Genomic DNA, 18,141 nt, shown 5'->3' with positions numbered 1-18,141 from the left:
GGATGCTTACCTTTCATTTTACCAAAGGAAATACTGAGCACGCGCAAATAGTTAACTCGCTGGTCGTACTTCAAATGTCAGATGAAGACTTTCCTAATACTTTGCTTTTGAAAATTCGTAATGGCCGAATTTCGGTTTATTGTGTTAGTCTTTCTAAGACAATGAGGCTGTCTTGACTTTTAATATTTTATAAGTTGAGCGGAGTTTATTGTCTTTGAGATGCCAACACAAGATAAACACCCCTCTCATATACGGAGTGCAGGACAAATCAACGCACTGGTTTGTCAACTTGCGAAAGCCCAATAACTCACGATAACCCAACAACTCCCGAATACATCATTGCATCAACTTACAAACTTACCACCCCATCAATTTACAAACTCAAAAGCTCCTCAACTTACAAACTCAAAAACTTATCAACTCACAACCCCACCAACTCATCAAATCAAAACCTTAATTTATTGCTCTTTATTTTACAATACCGTTTTAATTTTCACTCCGTTCTAGCGAAAATATAGGCCATAAAGTAGGTAAATAACTACTATTTCTAGATATTCACGCTCTTTGGTTTGTCTGTTTTTAAGAAAAGAACCTGCATTTTGCACCATTTAGCCTTTCTAGTTTGGTTGCCAGCCCATATTTTTTTACTCCCACTTACACCCTTTTTACCCCTAAAATTCCACTTTTTAGCGGCTGTTTTGGCCTTTTTAACCATGTGTTTCATGGTTCAAAAAGGTTTTGTTTATACCATTGCGGTGTATTTTTATGCTTTTTGTCTTGCATTTAGCAGCATTTTGCACTGCGTTTAGCACCATTTTACCTTGCGTTTTGCAGCAAATCGCACTGCATTTAGCACCAAAACGCACTGCGTTTTGCGGCATATTGCACCGCGTTTTGCACCAAAACGCACTTCATTTTGCTATAAATCACTCAAAAACGGGTGTTAGTGATGGTCTGTTTAAATAAATATTCATTTTGCCTGCATGTACAACTAACCCCTTTTTGCACCAAAACAAACCTCCGCGAGAATCGATTTTTTGCGGCAAGGTGGGCGATTGGTGGACGGAAAGGGCACTCATAATGTTAAATTTCTTACTGAAAACGAGACAAAAGGTAGTTGTGCCGTATGCACATGCGTGGGCAATGGCCCGGAAAACACGTACGCTTACGACCACCAACGCGAGCGGTTGCAGGGCATGCTGCTCACGGGCAACGGAGACTGCATTATGGCAACGCAGAAGACATCTTGGTTTTTGGAGATGAGGGAATAAAAAAAAGAAGTGTCGATAACGACACTTCTTTATTGAGCCTCTTGTCGGATTCGAACCAACGACCTCAAGATTACAAATCATGCGCTCTGACCAGCTGAGCTAAAGAGGCGGGGTGGGTAAGCTACTTACATCGCGCCGCTACAACCAACTACCTTTGCTACGTTCCCGTCCTGGAGGGTTCGAAGGGAGCTGGCCGTGCAAGACTTACCCGTTTTGCGGTGCAAAGGTAATACTTTTCCATCAAAAACAGCAAGGGATAGATTGTTTTTATACATATTTTAACGCTATAAGGCTGTAAATAGAACGTTTTCGTTAAGCCAAATGAACAACGTCGAGCTTGCTCGGACATTGTCATGGCGAGAAAACGCACTTTTCAAAGAACGAAAAAGAACCTAATGCCACGATTTCTTTATGCTGCACCCCCCCATCGGTAGGTTTTGTTGGGAGCTACTTATGCCTGTCTTATTAGATAAAAGCAGGGGCGTTGCAGCCTTACTATTAGTGAAGACGTAGTTGTAAGTTGCTTTGTATATGGTGCAGTTGGTGCTCTTTGTTCGGTCTTTTACACAAAAAGTGGACATAAAAGGTCTGCATAATACATTTTTTATTGTACCTTTGCGTAAACAATAAGCATAACTCACAGCTAAGCCCGTGGCGCATTCTCCGCGACAAGAACGCGGATGCACGGGCGAAAGCCATTGATTGGACGAAGTATGAAAACAACATTTATCGCAGGGCCATGCGTAATAGAAAGCCAAGAACTGTTGTACACGGTTGCAGAAAAGCTGGTGGAGATAAACCAAAAGTTAGAGGTTGACATTATCTTTAAAGCCTCTTTCGACAAGGCTAACCGAACGTCCATCAGCTCTTTTCGCGGTCCTGGACTAGAAAGGGGACTCGAAATGTTGGCTAATGTGAAATCCAAATACGGATTGAAGTTGCTTACCGACATTCACGAAAGCTATCAAGCCGAGGCTGTGGGGCAGGTGGTAGACGTGTTGCAAATACCTGCTTTTTTGTGCAGACAAACAGATTTGCTGGTGGCCGCTGCCAAAACGGGCAAGATTGTGAACATAAAGAAGGCCCAGTTTTTGAGTGGGCCCGACATGAAATACCCCGTGGAAAAGGCAAAAGAGGCTGGCGCAGCCGAGGTGTGGCTCACCGAACGCGGCAATACCTTTGGCTATAACAACCTTGTTGTGGATTTTCGGAACATCCCCGACATGAAAGAAATCGTTCCAACGGTTATCATGGACTGTACGCACAGCGTGCAACGGCCTGGAGCTATGGGCGGAAAAACGGGTGGCGATCGCCGATTTGTGCCGTCGATGGCCCTTGCCGCAAAAGCTTTTGGCGCAACAGGCTACTTCTTTGAGGTGCACCCCAATCCCGACAAAGGTTTGAGCGACGGCCCCAACATGCTTGAACTAGACAAGCTTGAAAGCTTGATTGCGAACCTAATATAAAAATACGTTCATCGAGAACATATACGGAGAAGAAACACTTATGTCTACATTGGCAACAGATTCGACAGAAAACAGGCTTAACAATGTGAGGGCATACGCCACGCAATGCCTGAAAGACGAGGCGCAAGCACTGCTCGACCTTATTCCGCAACTAGACCATCATTTCGACAAGGCTGTGGAAATGATGTTCAACTGCAAGGGTAAGGTGATTGTAACGGGCGTTGGAAAAAGTGGAAACATCGGTGCAAAGATTGCCGCAACGCTTTCTAGTACGGGTACTCCTGCCTTTTTTATTAATCCATTGGACGTATATCACGGCGACTTAGGCGTGATGACGGCCGATGATGTGGTGTTGGCACTTAGCAATTCGGGGCAAACCGACGAGTTGCTGCGCTTTATTCCTGCCATATTGCATCGTGGCGTGCCGCTTATTGGCATGAGTCGCAACCCCCATTCGTTGCTGGCCAAATACAGCGTGGCCCATATTACGGTGAAGGTAGACAAGGAGGCGTGTCCCCTGAACCTTGCCCCTACAAGCAGTACCACGGCAGCATTGGCTATGGGCGATGCCTTGGCGGTGGCATTGATGCAGGTGCGCAACTTCAAACCCACGGATTTCGCGAGGTTTCATCCTGGTGGCGAGTTGGGGAAACGTTTGCTTACCACAGCCGCCGACGTGATGCGTGTAGACGATTTGCCCATCATACCACGCCAAATGCACCTTGGCGACGCCATCATACAAGTGAGCAAAGGCAAGTTGGGGCTTGGGGTGTCGGTAGAAAACGGCAAGATTGTTGGGCTGATTACCGACGGCGACATCCGTCGGGCGATGGAAAAATGGCAGGCCGAGTTCTTTAACAAGACGGTTAACGACATCATGACCACCAATCCTAAAATTGTGTTGCCAACGACAAAGATTGCCGATATACAACAGATAATGCAAAAATATAAAATACACACGGTACTCGTAGCAGATGAAAATGAAAGGCTTGTTGGCATTGTAGACCATTACCGATGCATGCTGTAAGGTCTCTGCAACACTTAACGAATTATGATTGAACCATCGAGAATACGCTCGCTCCTTTTATCGCTCCTTATATCGTTGGCTGCCTTGTCGCAAGGTAGCGACTCGCTTATCGTGCAACAGATGCGCGACGAGGGGGTTAAGTTCTCCCATAACAACTCGGTGGTGCTGCTCACCACGGGGCAGGAGAAGTTCGACGACATGTTTTCGGCCATATCAAGGGCGCGACATAGCGTACATTTAGAATACTTTAATTTTAGAAACGACTCCATTGCCGACCGCCTTTTCGAGCTGCTTGAAGAGAAGGCAAGCGAAGGTGTGCAGGTACGCGCCTTGTTCGACGGATTTGGAAACGACTCGAACAACCGCCCATTGAAGAAGAAACACCTGCGCACCTTGCGCGAAAGGGGTATCGAAATCTTTGAGTTCGACCCTGTTCAGTTTCCTTGGGTGAACCATGTTTTCCATCGCGACCACCGCAAAATTGTTGTCGTAGACGGCAATGTGGCCTATACTGGCGGCATGAATGTGGCCGACTATTACATCAAGGGCACAGAAGTGGTGGGGAGTTGGCGCGATATGCACTGCCGAATTGAGGGGCAGGAGGTGAATACCTTGCAGGCTATCTTCTTGAAAATGTGGAATAAGGTGGCCAAACAGAACGTGCATGGGGTAGAATATTACCGCGGAAACGATAACCTTGGGTACTTTGACAACTTAAAGCCCGACACTTGTCAATCGGCAGGAAAGAAGATGGTGGGCATCATAAACCGCGAACCACGCATATCAAATAAGATTATCCGTAGTTTTTATACTAAGGCAATCAATGATAGCCAGGATAGCATTAAGCTCATCAACCCTTACCTCACGTTGAATAGGGCGTTGAAGAAAGCTTTACGCAACGCGGTTAAGCGTGGAGTGAAAGTAGAAATAATGGTATCTACCCACAGTGATATTCCTTTAACGCCCGATTGCGTTTTCTACAATGTTCATAAGCTAATGAAACGCGGCGTAACGGTTTGGATGTACGAGCCGGGCTTTCATCATACCAAGGTGATTATGGTTGATGGTAAGTTTTGTACTGTGGGCAGTGCCAACCTTAATGCGCGTAGCCTGCGTTTTGATTACGAAGAGAATGCCGTTATTGTGGATAAGGAGACAACGCAACAGCTGTCTGACTTGTTTGATAAGGATAAGTCCGACTGCTTTAAGCTGACGCCCGAATCGTGGAACAAGTTCAGAACCCCTTGGCAGAAGTTCGTTGGCTGGTTTGCACACTTGTTGGCTCCGTGGTTATAGCACTGTTCATTACATCAGTAGCAGGTCTTAGCGCGATTTGTTATTTCTTGTCATCGCACACTATATTATATGGTAATAAATGTTTACGCACGTTTAGCGGTGTTTAGTGTCTTTGTATCAATTTTGGAAGTGTTAGGTAAGAGGGGCTCTTGTTTGAATGGAGGGTAGAATATAAAAGGTAAGCATTTAAATAACTGGATGAATATCTATGTGGAGTACCTGTTGTGATATGTATGTTGTTTGCTGAAAAGTCCTTTATTGTGGCTGGTTTTACCGACATATCGCAGTCTTCTCTTAATGAGGTGTGCATAAATATAGAGAGAACGAAGTAGGGCGCGTTGCTTAATGTTATGGATGTGGAGTTGGTTGCAAGTCGTGGTAGATGCTTGGTTGTGAGCGGTTAGCGTAAAGCTTAGCGAAATTCATTTACATATTGTTGGATGTAATAGAGTTAAATTATCATTATATTTCAGTAAAATATTATCCAAAAAATAACTTTATACGTTTGAACTATGGGGGAAAAATCGTAACTTTGCATTCGTGATTGAACTACATAGACATATCGAAATCTTACTGCTGGATAACGACTGCGTCATCATTCCCGACTTTGGGGGATTTATGGCGCACCATGTTGAGGCTAGGTACGACGACGGCGACCATACGTTTCTGCCGCCGACGAGGACGCTTGGGTTCAATCGCCAACTCCGTTTGAACGATTCTTTGCTTGCACAATCGTATGTTGAGGCCTACGATTTGAGCTATCCTGAGGCCTTGACGCGTATTGCGAGCGAGGTTGAAGAGATGCGGCAGCACTTGCACAACGAGGGGTATTACGAATTGAACGACCTTGGAGTGCTTTATTATGCAGATAATGGCACGTACACTTTTGAACCTTGCGAGTCGGGCATCCTCACGCCAACGCTTTATGGGTTGGGTTCCATTGATATTGTTCGTCTTTCTGTTCAGGATGCTTTCAGCGAAGTTCCTGCTGTAGAATCAGTCGGCAATGTGCAAGAAATCGAAACGGCAAGAGTTCAACAACGCGAGTCTAAGCCCATTCTGTTAGAAATGGACGAAGCGGCTAAGTCACTTTCCAATAGCGATGCGGAAGAGGATAACGACGATGAACCCAACAATAGCGACCTTATCATTCCCGTTGCTTGGGTTCGAAACGCAGTTGCCGTTTGTGTGGCTGTCGTTGCTTTCTTGCTTTTCCCCTCTACCGTCACCGAGGGCGAAGTGAACACTGTGTCGCATAGCGTAGTAGATACAGGTCTGCTTACATCTGTGATGCCCAAAGAGATGATAAAGGGCACAGAGAGCATAGCCGAGATAAAGGCGCCTGCTCCTTCTGTTGCTAAACAAACGGCACCAAAATGCGAACAGACCAAGCCAACCGAGACCAAACACGCCAACCAGACGTTTTATTGTTTGGTGCTGGCTAGCAAAATAACTAAACGCAACGCCAACCGTTATGCCCAAATGTTGAAGGATAAGGGCTACGATAAGACCGAAGTGTTGGTTGATGATAAGGACGTGAAAGTTACTTATGGTCGTTACGAGACAAAGAACGAAGCTTATTTGGCTTTTGGAAAATTGCATGGCAAGGCCGAATTTAAGGATTGTTGGGTGATGCGCAGCGAGGTTCGTTGAGCATAATCGTCTTACATGTAGAATTAAACACACTAGCAAAGCATGAAGAGAGTAAGATGTCCGAAGTGCGACAATTACATAACTTTCGACGAAACACGTTACCAAGAAGGGCAATCGCTCTTTTTTCAGTGTCCAGATTGTGGTAAGGAGTTCGGCATACGCATTGGCGTTTCGAAGTTACATAACCGTCAAAAGGAAACAAACGCCGACGAACTAGACTGCAAAGACCACTGCGGCACGCTAACCGTTATCGAGAACGTGTTTCATTATAAGCAGGTTTTGCCCCTCCGTATGGGTAGAAACGTTATTGGACGGTACATGAAGAATAGTGGAATAAACTGCCCCATAGAAACAAACGACCCAAGCATCGACATGAATCACTGCGCTATTGAGGTGAGCAGAGATAAACGTGGGCGCTTGAAATATGTGTTAAGCGATGGCCCAAGCTACACGGGGACATTCGTTGACAATGAAATATTGGGCGACCGAGAGCGGCGTTTGCTCGAAAACGGTTCGCTGTTCACCATCGGCGCAACAAGCATTATCTTGCGAACACTAGACGAAGAGGACTGATTCAGTCCTTTTTTTGTGCTCGTTATTTTATGTTTCAGGCTAGTTCTCTTCTAAACAAATAATGTGAAGAAAAGTAAAGCGCACGTTCGTAGATGCAAACAAATTGCAGAACACGCGATAATAACCCCCATTTTATTTCGATTTTGTTGAACTTATCGCAATAAAATCACTAACTTTGCACAACTTGTACCGTGCAAGCAATTAATTGGCGCGGGCTATTGTATTTCATAACAAAACGAGATGGCCAATGCTTATAGAATATAAAAACGTAAATGTTTACCAAGACGACCGCGAAGTGTTACGCGGCGTTGATTTTCATGTAGACGAAGGCGAGTTCATCTACATTATAGGTAAGGTGGGGACTGGCAAGAGTTCTTTCCTCAAAACCATCTACTGCGAACTGGACATTGACGAAGAAGACGCCGACACGGCAGAGGTGTTGGGGCGCAACTTGAAGACCTTGCGTAGGCGAGAAGTCCCCGCACTAAGGAAAGAGTTGGGTGTGATATTCCAAGACTTTCAACTACTTCACGACCGAAGTGTATGGGAAAACTTGCAGTTCGTGCTTAAATCTACGGGATGGAAAGACAAGGCTGAGCGTACCGAACGTATCGAGAAGGTGCTGGCCGACGTGGGAATGAGCGACAAGAAGCACAACATGCCCTACGAGCTATCGGGTGGAGAGCAGCAGCGTATCGCCATTGCGCGGGCCATCTTGAATAATCCGAAGGTGATTATTGCCGACGAACCAACGGGCAACCTCGACCTCGACACGGCCACGAACATCGTTGCCTTGTTGCGCGACATCACCCAAAGCGGTACTGCCGTGGTGATGTCTACCCACAATTTGTCGATGCTGAGCAAGTATCCTGGCATTGTGTACCGTTGCGGAGACGGAAAAATAAAAGAGGTTACCGACGAGTACAGTAAGATAGACCTCACCGAAGACGATATTTAAACAATAGTTACACTTACTTTTAGCTTACATTGGGTATGAAAGTGATGAAATTTGGAGGCACTTCCGTTGGCTCCCCCAACCGTATGAAGAACGTGGCGTCGCTCATAACGGCATCGGGTGAACCCACATTTGTGGTGCTCTCGGCCATGTCGGGCACCACAAATTCGCTTGTGGAAGTGGCCGACTACCTTTATAAGAAAAACCCCGAAGGGGCCAACGAGGTGATAAACAACCTGGAAAAGCAATATGTAAAGCATGTTGACGAACTGCTTGCAGAACCTCAACACAGGGAAAAGTTGCGTGCTTTCCTAGTAGATGAGTTCAATTACCTTCGTTCGTTCACCAAAGATCTCTTCACTAGCTTTGAAGAAAAGACCATTGTGGCGCAAGGCGAAGTGATAAGCACCAACATGATGGTTAGCTATTTGCAGGAAATTGGCGTTAAGGCCGTGTTGCTTGATGCCTTGGATTTCATGCGGACAGACAAGAACAACGAACCCGATATGGCTTTCATCAGAGAAAATCTTGCCCGACTGATGGAAGAGAATCAGGGCTATCAGATATACATCACGCAGGGATTTATTTGCAAGAACGCGTATGGCGAAACAGACAACCTATTGCGTGGAGGTTCTGATTACACGGCCTCACTAGTGGGCGCAGTATTGCCTGCCGATGAAATTCAGATTTGGACAGACATCGACGGCATGCACAACAACGACCCACGTGTGGTAGATAAGACCGAGGCCGTTAGGCAACTGAACTTTGAAGAGGCTGCCGAGTTGGCCTACTTTGGCGCGAAGATATTGCACCCCACATGCGTGCAGCCGGCCAAGTATGCAGGCATCCCCGTGCGATTGAAGAACACCTTGGACCCAGATGCCGAGGGAACCATCATCAACAACGAGGTATTGCACAACAAGATAAAGGCCATCGCCGCCAAAGACAAGATAACGGCCATTAAGATAAAGTCTAGTCGCATGTTGCTTGCCACGGGTTTCTTGCGCAAGGTGTTCGAAATATTCGAGAGTTACCAAACGCCCATCGACATGATTGTAACTTCCGAGGTGGGCGTCTCGATGAGTATCGACAACGACTCGCATCTTGAAGAAATCGTTGACGAACTCAAAAAGTATGGCACAGTTACCGTAGACACGGATATGTGCATCGTTTGTGTGGTAGGCGACCTTGATTGGAACAACGTTGGATTTGAAACATTGGTGACCGATGCGATGAAAAACATCCCTGTAAGGATGATTTCGTATGGCGGTTCTAACTACAACATCTCCTTCCTAATCAAAGAAGAAGACAAGCAAAGGGCTCTGCAAAGCCTTAGCCACAAGCTTTTCAATTCCTAACAATGTGAGCTGCGGCGCCAGCACGATGCCTTGTAAGGCAGGCCGCTGGCTGTTATTTAGGCACCGCGCGTTGCATCTGGTTGCACCCTGCACACAATTGTATAACACTCTTGGTTGTAATTTCATTAACAATGATTAGTTTACCTACACACGCATTTAAGCACCTGACAACACCTTTTTACTATTACGATGAAGGCATGTTGCGCGCCACGCTCGATGCACTGAACGAACAATTGGCTCAACATCCAAACTTTATCGTGCATTATGCAGTGAAGGCCAACGCCAACAAACGCATTTTGCAGACGATGAAAGCGGCTGGTTTGGGAGTGGATTGTGTAAGCGGTGGCGAAATAGAGGCGGCATTGCGTGCTGGCTTTAAGGGCGACAGCATTGTATTTGCAGGTGTGGGTAAGAACGACTGGGAAATAAAGCTGGCCTTGGAAAGCGGCATTTTCTGCTTTAATGTGGAAAGCATAGAAGAACTGGAAGTTATTGAGCAACTTTGCAACGAACTGAACCGAACGGCCGATGTGTGCCTGCGTGTCAACCCCAACGTGGCTGCCCACACGCATGCGAAGATAACAACGGGTTTGGCCGAGAACAAGTTTGGCATTCCCATAGACCAAGTTTGGCCAACCATCGAAAGGCTACAAGTTTTGAAACACATTCGTTTTATCGGTCTGCACTTCCACATTGGGTCGCAGATTGTAGATATGAACGACTTTCGCGAAGTCTGTACGAGCGTGAACAGCTTGTTGAACCTTTTGAAACAGCATGGCATCGAACCCGAACATATAAACGTGGGCGGTGGGTTAGGAATAGACTACGACAATCCCGACACGCATGCCATACCCGACTTTAAGGCCTATTTCGACACCTATGCTCGGCATTTGCAACTTAATGAGAAACAAAAGGTGCATTTCGAGTTAGGTAGGGCGTTGGTTGGGCAATGTGGTTGGCTGGTTTCGCGAGTGCTCTATGTCAAGCAAGGACAAAGCAAACGTTTCCTCATCCTCGATGCAGGAATGAACGATTTGCTCCGTCCAGCCCTTTACCATGCTCGGCATCAAATCCTAAACCTGTCCAACCCATCAGCTCCAAGCGAAGTGTATGATGTGGTTGGCCCCGTTTGCGAGTCGAGCGACGTATTTGGCAGCGATGTTGTTCTTCCTGCAAGTCATCGTGGCCACTTGGTAGCGATATGTTCGGCAGGCGCTTATGGCGAGGCGATGGCATCGCAATACAATTGCCGCCAGTTGCCTAAGAGTTATTTTAGTAACGATTTAAACATTTAAAACAAGCCTTATGGTTTTAACCTTATATATTGATGCAATAACGATAGTCTGCTGTGTATCGTTAATTATGCTGTTTTTCATCTCCCTGTTCTGCAATCCTTTCTTGCGGGGCAGACGCTTGAAGAAGTTGGCTTTGGCGAATGCTGAAATCGAAGTAGACGTTACCGACGCCTCCGCCACACCCGTATCAATTGTCATACCCATATTGGAAGACGCTCCCGAACTGGCTACTATGGTAGAAACGGTGCTGCAACAAGAATACGCCGCGCCTTTCCGCGTGATATTGGTTGCCGATAAAGGCAATGCCCTAGTAGAGCGGTTGTCGGCCGAACACAAAGGAGATAAGCACTTGTATTGTACATTCGTGCCCAATTCTTCGCGCTACATGAGCCGTAAGAAACTGACGTTAACCATTGGCGTAAAGGCTGCCGAAACCGATTGGGTCGTTATCATGGAGCCCACATGCGTGCCAACGTCTTGCAAATGGCTTGCCGCCTTTACCCAAAGTCTCACAGACGACAAACGCCTGGTTGTTGGTTACACCGCACTCGACACCGATGCCAAGACCTCCTGGCGCATGCAACAGTTTAGATCTGGCTTTTACACACTTACCCGAACCATCAAAGGTAAGCCTTATTGCCACGCAGGTGGAGTGGTGGCCATAAGAAAAGACGACTTTATGAAACGCGACGGCTTTTCTGGAAACCTCAATCTGTTGCGCGGCGAGTACGATTTCTTGGTGAATAAATTTGGCGACGAAGGCTCTGTTGCGGTGGCATTGCATCCCGATGCACATACGCAGACTAAGGCTCCCACGCTAAAAGAGTGGCGCACACAGCAACTTTTCTTTTGGGAAACACGCAAAACCCTGCAAAGGGGATGGCTTGTTAGGTTCTTGTTCAACCTAGACAACATCATGCTTTACCTCAACTACATCGTTGCCGCCACATGTTTGGCCTACGGATTGATAGAAGAAAGGTGGTTCATCCTATCATTGGCATCGGCCAATCTGTTGCTCACCATCGTGTTGCGCATTTTGTTTGCCCACAGAGCCATTAAGATATTCAAGGCCGGCATACCTGCGTGGCGCGTAATCGGGTTCGAATTGATGGTGCCTTGGCGCAAGATGCGGTCGTATCTTAAATACATGAAGGCCGACAAATACGAATTTACAAGCCATAAACTCTAAATTAGATGAACGTGTTGGTGTACATATCAAAAGGTGTATCAGATGTTGACAGGCAATATCTGACAACGCTTTTTGCCCTTTTAGAAACCAACCCCGACATTGAAATAACATACGATGCGCCCCTGTGGCGACACGATTTCTCCCTATTTCATATCTTTGGTTGCTGGGATGCCAAGGCATTACGCCTATACAACATGGCATTCCGCACGCATACGCCCGTGGTGTTGTCGCCCTTTGGCGAACTAAACCCTTGGCGAATACACAATCTTCTAAAAGTAAAACGCATGCTGCTCAACATACCAGTGCAACGAATGTTGAGTAGGGTAGAGGTGGTTCACGCTTGCGGACAGTTCGAAAGCGACACACTAAAAAGCCTAAACGCCACCGCAAACATCGTGCGTATAGACAATCCACGTATCAGCGGAGCCATTGACACCGCGGACATGGCTGCCCAGTTTGTGCGCCTTTATCATAAAACGCTTAACACTTGGCCTGCCACGATGCTCACTGCGGCCGACCTCGAACTAGTGGGCGCGTTGGTGCTTGCCGGCATAGATGCCGAAATGTTCGCCGCAATGGACTTGCGCCTCGAAACCATCGACGCGCTTACAACGCCCCAATGGCGGTACGTATTGATGTATGCCGCACAAGAACGCGTGCTCGACTTGGTGAGAAAAGGACTGGAAAGGCTGCAAACCGAAACGCCTTCAACCGACCTTTCTAAGTTCGAAACCTTCTGTTTCGACCCCATTCCCGAAGACGACAACCTTGCCGAAGGCGAAGAACAAGAGGCCGAGGACGAACAACAAGAAGAAACGGACAACCCAGACGACAATTCCACGGTAGATGGTATCGTCGAAATTGTGCGCACTTTGTACGATGCCCTGCCCAAAGACACGGCGCACCTGCAATTGTTGGCAACGCTTTACGCCAATTTAAGGCTCACCGATTACGACGAACAGGCACTTGTGCAAGCACTAAACAAGGTTAAGCTGTTGCCCTTTTTCAGGCGGGTAGAAAGCGTTATGCACCATTTGTTCAAACTGCCCGAAGGGTTCATGCCCATTCTTCCGCTCGACGACAAACAAACAAAAAGCTTAACGAACAAGATAACTAAGGTTTACAATTAGATGAAAAAGAAGAAATACGAAATAGAACGCGACTTGCGCTACCTTACACTCTTGGCGCAATCGTTCCCAACTGTGGCCGAGGCCAGCACAGAGATTATCAACTTGCAGGCCATACTTAACCTGCCCAAGGGCACAGAACACTTCTTGGCCGACCTGCATGGCGAGTACGAGGCCTTTCAGCATGTGCTGAAAAACGCATCGGGAAACATCAAACGCAAGGTAAACGAGATTTTTGGAACCACGTTGCGCGAGGCCGAGAAACGCGAACTGTGCACGCTGATATACTATCCTGAACAAAAACTGGAGCTAGTTAAGGAGAGCGAAACCGACATTAACGACTGGTATCACATCACCATTCACCAACTTGTGAGCGTATGCAGAGACGTTTCGAGCAAATACACGCGTTCGAAGGTACGCAAGTCGTTGCCTACCGATTTCAAATATATTATACAAGAGTTGCTGCACGAACGTGTTGACGACTCGAACAAGGCCGCTTATGTAAACGGTATTATCGAAACGATTATCAGCACAGGGCGTGCCGACGACTTTATTGTGGCCATTTGCAACGTTATTCAGCGTTTGGCCATCGACCAGCTACACATACTTGGCGACATATACGATCGCGGTCCAGGGGCGCATGTCATCATGGACACGATGGAACGCTACCACAGCTGGGACATACAGTGGGGCAATCACGATATGCTTTGGATGGGAGCTGCTGCCGGCAACGTGGCATGTATCTGCAATGTGATACGTCTGTCGTTACGCTATGCCAACCTCACCACGCTCGAAGAAGGCTATGGCATCAACCTTGTGCCGCTTGCCACTTTTGCAATGGAGACTTATGGCGACACCGCATGCAAGGAGTTCATTCCGAAGAGCAGTGGCGAGTCAATGAAACTCGATGAAAAAACAATGCGGCTTACGGCACTTATGCACAAGGCCATTGCCGTAATACAGTTTAAGGTGGAGGCACAACTCTTTGAAAAGCATCCCCATTGGCAGATGACCAACCGAGCCGTGTTGCGCCACATCGACTATACAAGAGGTGTTATCACGCTCGATGGAAAGGAGTACCAACTCACCAGCAACGAGTTCCCAACGATAGACCCCAACAATCCGTTGGAACTTACGCCCGAAGAGAAGATGTTGGCCAAGCGTTTGCGCCACTCTTTCAAGGTGAGTGAGAAGTTGCAACGCCACGTACGCCTGCTTTTGCAGCATGGTTGCATGTACGCTATCTACAACAACAACTTGCTTTTCCATGCCTCGGTACCGCTAAACGATGATGCTTCACTTAAAGAAGTGGAGGTGTTTCCAGGGCAAACCCTTTCGGGGCGAAAGCTCTTACACAAAATAGGTATGCTTGTTCGCACTGCCTACCAAAAGGATGCCGAGCCCGAAGAACGCGAATATGCCATTGATTACTTTCTTTATTTGTGGTGCGGACCCGACTCGCCCCTCTTCGACAAATCGAAGATGGCCACGTTCGAACGTTATTTCATCGCCGAAAAAGAAACGCATAAGGAGAGAAAGGGCAACTATTTTATGCTGCGAGACAACGAGGCGGTGGTTGACAGCATTCTTGATGCCTTCGACGTTAAGGGCGAAAATAGGCACATCATCAATGGGCACGTACCCGTACACGTGGCTAATGGCGAGAATCCAATAAAGGCCAACGGCAAGCTGATGGTCATTGATGGTGGTTTCTCTGAGGCTTATCACAAGGAAACGGGCATTGCAGGCTACACATTGGTGTATCATAGCCGTGGTTTCCAATTGGTTCAGCACGAACCATTCGCCAGTGCAATGGATGCCATTCGCACAGGAAGGGACATTAAGAGTACCACGCAGATTATCGAAATGTCGTCGCATAGAATGTTGGTGGCCGATACCGACAAGGGCGTTGAACTGAACAAGCAGGTGGCCGACTTGGAAGAACTGCTCTATGCCTACCGACACGGTATAATAAAAGAGGCCGAACGGAAGAAACAAGAATAAAAGGTTAGCCCCAAGCAAGCATTGTCTTGCTTGGGGCTAATACTTTTATACAAATAACACGAAGAATGTAAGTTACAAGCAAAGATACAACTTCATGCTATCTTAGAACTTAATTTCTTTTGTTCATATATATATTGTGGTATTCTATATTTATCGGCTCTTGTCCTGTCTCTGCAATACTGAGTCGTACATAACTTATAATCTTGTTATCCACAGGGGGTGCGCCTCTTCCTTGTTCGCTATTGTGAAACCATATAGGTTTCCCTTCAACAAAATCTCCTGTATATGTGTTTCCATCATAGATAATCTCAAAAGTCATTTTCTTATTTTCCTTTTCAGCCAAGAATCTGTCTGTTTCGGCTGTCCCGTCGTTCACTTGGAAGTAGAAAGCATTATGGCTACGTGACTCTTGGAAAAGGCCACCACTTTGATCTTCTATCTCAACCCACCAAGCCTCAAGCTTTGTGCAATTAAAGTTTATTGGAACATCACCAATTACTGAATAGCTTTCTCCCTTTTTAGATTTTGAACAGCGTGAATCTAATTTGAATGTACCAGGAACCAGTGGCCTAATAAGCAGGACGTACTTCGTGTTAGGTTGGATTAATGTTTCCACATCCTTTAGTTTCGATTCTTGCATAATCTTTTTACGTTGAGCAGGAGCTGTATTCTTGTCATTGTATGCCTTGTAATTGACATCGGTGAAAAGCCACGCTTCGTAGTCCTTTCCCAAAAGTTGATGTGGAATGTTGCCTGAACTAAAAGGATTGAACTTGTAATCATACTTTTCAGCATCTCCTGATCCTGTTACTTCTAGATCATAACGTATAAAGTCTCCAACTCTAACGGAGTTTAGGTCGGAGTAGGGCTGGCCATCTAAGTTCTCTTTTACGATAACCTTAATGTCTCCTAGCCTCTCATCATTCGGGTCATCATTGTTACCACAAGCCGCAAGGCTCATTACTACGGCACAAGTAGCGATTTTTGCTACAGTGCCCATTCTTTGTTTAAAAGTTTGCCACCTTGTCAAGGTAAAAAAACATTGTTGTCTTCTTAGCATCATAAATTAATTAATTAAGATTCTACCTAATGTTATTAATATGCTGCAAATATACTTCGTTTTTTTTGAATGATTGCAATATCTTAATGTGTTATAAAGCATGTCCAATTACCTTTAACTATGATAAATAAATATAATTATTTGTTTATGATATTTTATTTTGTTAGTCAGATAACTTACTGATAATAATGATGGATAAAACGAACAAACGCAAGTGCTAGGATGCCACGTCGTGTCGATTTAGTTTGATGGTTTGGATAAAAGCTTTTCATTCTGGATATAAATAAAGTAAGTTTACAAATCAGTAGGATTGCTTTTATGTATTTGCTCTTCGGGATTTTTCTCGATTTTATCTGGTATCTTTGGTTTATTCCTTCACTAACACCATTCACTATACACATCTATAGGAAGTAAGTTGAATCTGTTCTCGCCGACTTATAAACTTGTCAACTGGTTCATTTATGGCCTTATCAACTCGGATTTTGTAATGTTTTTACTGCTTTTTTTAACATTATGAGTGCCCTTTCTGCTCACCAACCGCCAACCTTGCCGCAAAAAATCGATTCTCGCGAAGGTTGGTTTTGATGCAAAAAGGGGGACGTTGTACATGCAGGCAAAATGAATATATATTCTCCTAAACCGCCATTTACACCATTTTTCGGGCTATTTGTAGTAAAATGAAGTGCGTTTTGCCGCTAAATGCAGTGCAATATGCCGCTAAACGCAGTGCGTTTTGGTGCTAAATGCAGTGCATTTTGGTGCTAAACGCAATGTAAAATGGTGCTAAACGCAGTGCTAAATGCTGCTAAATGCAAGACGAAAAGCATAAACATCCACAGTAAATGTATAAACAAAACCTTTTAGATTCATGAAACACATGGTCAAAAGGAGCGAAACAACAGTTAAAAAGTGGGGTTTTAGGGGCTAAAAGTGGGAAATTGGGGGTGAAAAAATACGAGCTGGCATCCAAACTAGAAAGGCAAAATGGTGCAAAATGCAGGTTTTGTGCTTAAAAATAGACAAACCTCAAGGTGTGAAAAGCGAGAAATAGTGGTCTTTTGCCAACTTTTTAACCAATACTTCCGCTAGAATGGAGTGAAGAAAGGAGTGGTTTTGTAAAATAAAAGCAACGATTTAAGTTTGTGGGTTTATAAACCTATGAGTTTGTGAGTTGATGGGTTTTGAGTTGGTTAGTTGATGAGTTAACCAGCAAACGAGTTGACAAGGGTGGAGGGTTCGCTACTTTATGTGATGACAGGTTAACAAGTTGATGGGTTAAATGGTTTATGAGCTGACGAGTTAACAAGTTGACGAGCTGACAAGTGGATGAAGTCGACAAGTGGTTACGTTAACAAGTTGGTGAATAGATAATTGGGTAAGCGTTATGAGTTGGTAAGTTAATGGGTTTAGCGGTTTTGGCTTGCGAGAAACTTCACAGCATCATAAACTCATCAACTTACAAGCTCATAACAAAACTAGGATTGGCTTATAGCGCGGTGAACGCAGCGAAGAACCCGAAAATAACGCCTGGCGAATTGGCTAGAACCAAAGGAAGGTCGCGCTTTTCTTTAAACAAACCGTAGCAAACCCATAGCGTGCAGTTGATGCCTGCCATGAAAGGCTGAATAAACGAGCCTTTGTTGCCGTTTAAATTCTCCTGTATTTGTGGAAAATAAAACACGTACATAAGGATGGAGGTACACATACCCACCCATCCTACATAACCAAAAAACTTTTCTTTCTTCATCTCTAATTAGCTATTTAACGTTGTGTGAAACTATAAATGGGTTGACCGGTTGACGATTTGACCAGTTAATGAGTGAACTAGTATGATGGGTGCATGCGTTTATGAGTTTTTATTACATTC

Annotated in this window: 14 protein-coding genes and 1 tRNA gene; 11 read left to right on the top strand and 4 right to left on the bottom strand. The window is 45.6% G+C overall.

The features are described 5' to 3' along the window. Positions 1–547 precede the first annotated feature (547 nt). Positions 548–724 carry a hypothetical protein gene (locus BN93_RS17580; RefSeq protein ID WP_157462784.1) on the bottom strand — a complete coding sequence of 59 codons (177 nt, stop codon included), beginning with the start codon at positions 722–724 and terminating at the stop codon, positions 548–550. A gap of 582 nt (positions 725–1,306) precedes the next feature. After that, positions 1,307–1,380, bottom strand: a tRNA-Thr gene (locus tag BN93_RS09040). 571 nt (positions 1,381–1,951) lie between these two features. Here BN93_RS09040 and kdsA point away from each other — a divergent pair. From kdsA to BN93_RS08985, 11 genes are all read left to right on the top strand, one after another. Beyond that, positions 1,952–2,737, top strand: coding sequence for a 3-deoxy-8-phosphooctulonate synthase (gene kdsA, locus BN93_RS09035; protein ID WP_084768745.1), 786 nt, complete (start codon positions 1,952–1,954; stop codon positions 2,735–2,737). Positions 2,738–2,777: 40 nt separating this feature from the next. Beyond that, complete coding sequence (locus BN93_RS09030) at positions 2,778–3,764, top strand: KpsF/GutQ family sugar-phosphate isomerase (protein WP_019188012.1); 987 nt, start codon at positions 2,778–2,780, stop codon at positions 3,762–3,764. A gap of 24 nt (positions 3,765–3,788) precedes the next feature. Then, complete coding sequence (locus BN93_RS09025; RefSeq protein WP_019188011.1) at positions 3,789–5,060, top strand: phospholipase D-like domain-containing protein; 1,272 nt, start codon at positions 3,789–3,791, stop codon at positions 5,058–5,060. Positions 5,061–5,600: 540 nt separating this feature from the next. Continuing rightward, the gene (locus BN93_RS09020) at positions 5,601–6,713 is read left to right on the top strand and encodes an HU domain-containing protein (protein WP_019188010.1); all 1,113 of its coding nucleotides are present in this window, start codon (positions 5,601–5,603) and stop codon (positions 6,711–6,713) included. A gap of 42 nt (positions 6,714–6,755) precedes the next feature. Continuing rightward, positions 6,756–7,286 (top strand): FHA domain-containing protein, encoded by a 531-nt coding sequence (locus BN93_RS09015; RefSeq protein WP_009229408.1) that lies wholly within the window; start codon positions 6,756–6,758, stop codon positions 7,284–7,286. A gap of 247 nt (positions 7,287–7,533) precedes the next feature. Next, the gene (locus BN93_RS09010) at positions 7,534–8,244 is read left to right on the top strand and encodes a cell division ATP-binding protein FtsE (RefSeq protein WP_019188009.1); all 711 of its coding nucleotides are present in this window, start codon (positions 7,534–7,536) and stop codon (positions 8,242–8,244) included. Positions 8,245–8,279: 35 nt separating this feature from the next. Continuing rightward, on the top strand, positions 8,280–9,599 hold the full coding sequence (locus BN93_RS09005; RefSeq protein ID WP_019188008.1) for an aspartate kinase: 1,320 nt from the start codon (positions 8,280–8,282) through the stop codon (positions 9,597–9,599). A gap of 131 nt (positions 9,600–9,730) precedes the next feature. Then, positions 9,731–10,894, top strand: a complete 1,164-nt coding sequence (gene lysA, locus BN93_RS09000; protein ID WP_019188007.1) for a diaminopimelate decarboxylase — start codon at positions 9,731–9,733, stop codon at positions 10,892–10,894. A 10-nt stretch (positions 10,895–10,904) separates the two neighbouring features. Beyond that, the gene (locus BN93_RS08995; RefSeq protein WP_232211151.1) at positions 10,905–12,083 is read left to right on the top strand and encodes a glycosyltransferase; all 1,179 of its coding nucleotides are present in this window, start codon (positions 10,905–10,907) and stop codon (positions 12,081–12,083) included. 5 nt (positions 12,084–12,088) lie between these two features. After that, a complete protein-coding gene (locus BN93_RS08990; RefSeq protein WP_019188005.1) occupies positions 12,089–13,213 on the top strand; it encodes a glycosyltransferase family protein in 1,125 nt (374 codons plus the stop codon). Next, positions 13,214–15,214: a fructose-bisphosphatase class III gene (locus BN93_RS08985; protein WP_019188004.1), complete on the top strand. Its 2,001-nt coding sequence runs from the start codon at positions 13,214–13,216 to the stop codon at positions 15,212–15,214. It begins immediately after the preceding gene. Positions 15,215–15,323: 109 nt separating this feature from the next. Here BN93_RS08985 and BN93_RS08980 read toward each other — a convergent pair whose 3' ends face one another. Together BN93_RS08980 and BN93_RS08975 are read right to left on the bottom strand one after the other, a co-directional pair. Then, on the bottom strand, positions 15,324–16,277 hold the full coding sequence (locus tag BN93_RS08980) for a hypothetical protein (RefSeq protein WP_232211150.1): 954 nt from the start codon (positions 16,275–16,277) through the stop codon (positions 15,324–15,326). Between the two features lie 1,483 nt (positions 16,278–17,760). After that, positions 17,761–18,021 carry a SemiSWEET family transporter gene (locus BN93_RS08975; RefSeq protein WP_009229416.1) on the bottom strand — a complete coding sequence of 87 codons (261 nt, stop codon included), beginning with the start codon at positions 18,019–18,021 and terminating at the stop codon, positions 17,761–17,763. Positions 18,022–18,141: the final 120 nt, after the last annotated feature.

The sequence above is a fragment of the Prevotella conceptionensis 9403948 genome (assembly GCF_000312305.1).
GTDB classification, from domain to species: domain Bacteria; phylum Bacteroidota; class Bacteroidia; order Bacteroidales; family Bacteroidaceae; genus Prevotella; species Prevotella conceptionensis.
Note: the sequence above shows the minus strand (reverse complement) of the source record. Positions and strands in the feature narration are given on the sequence as shown.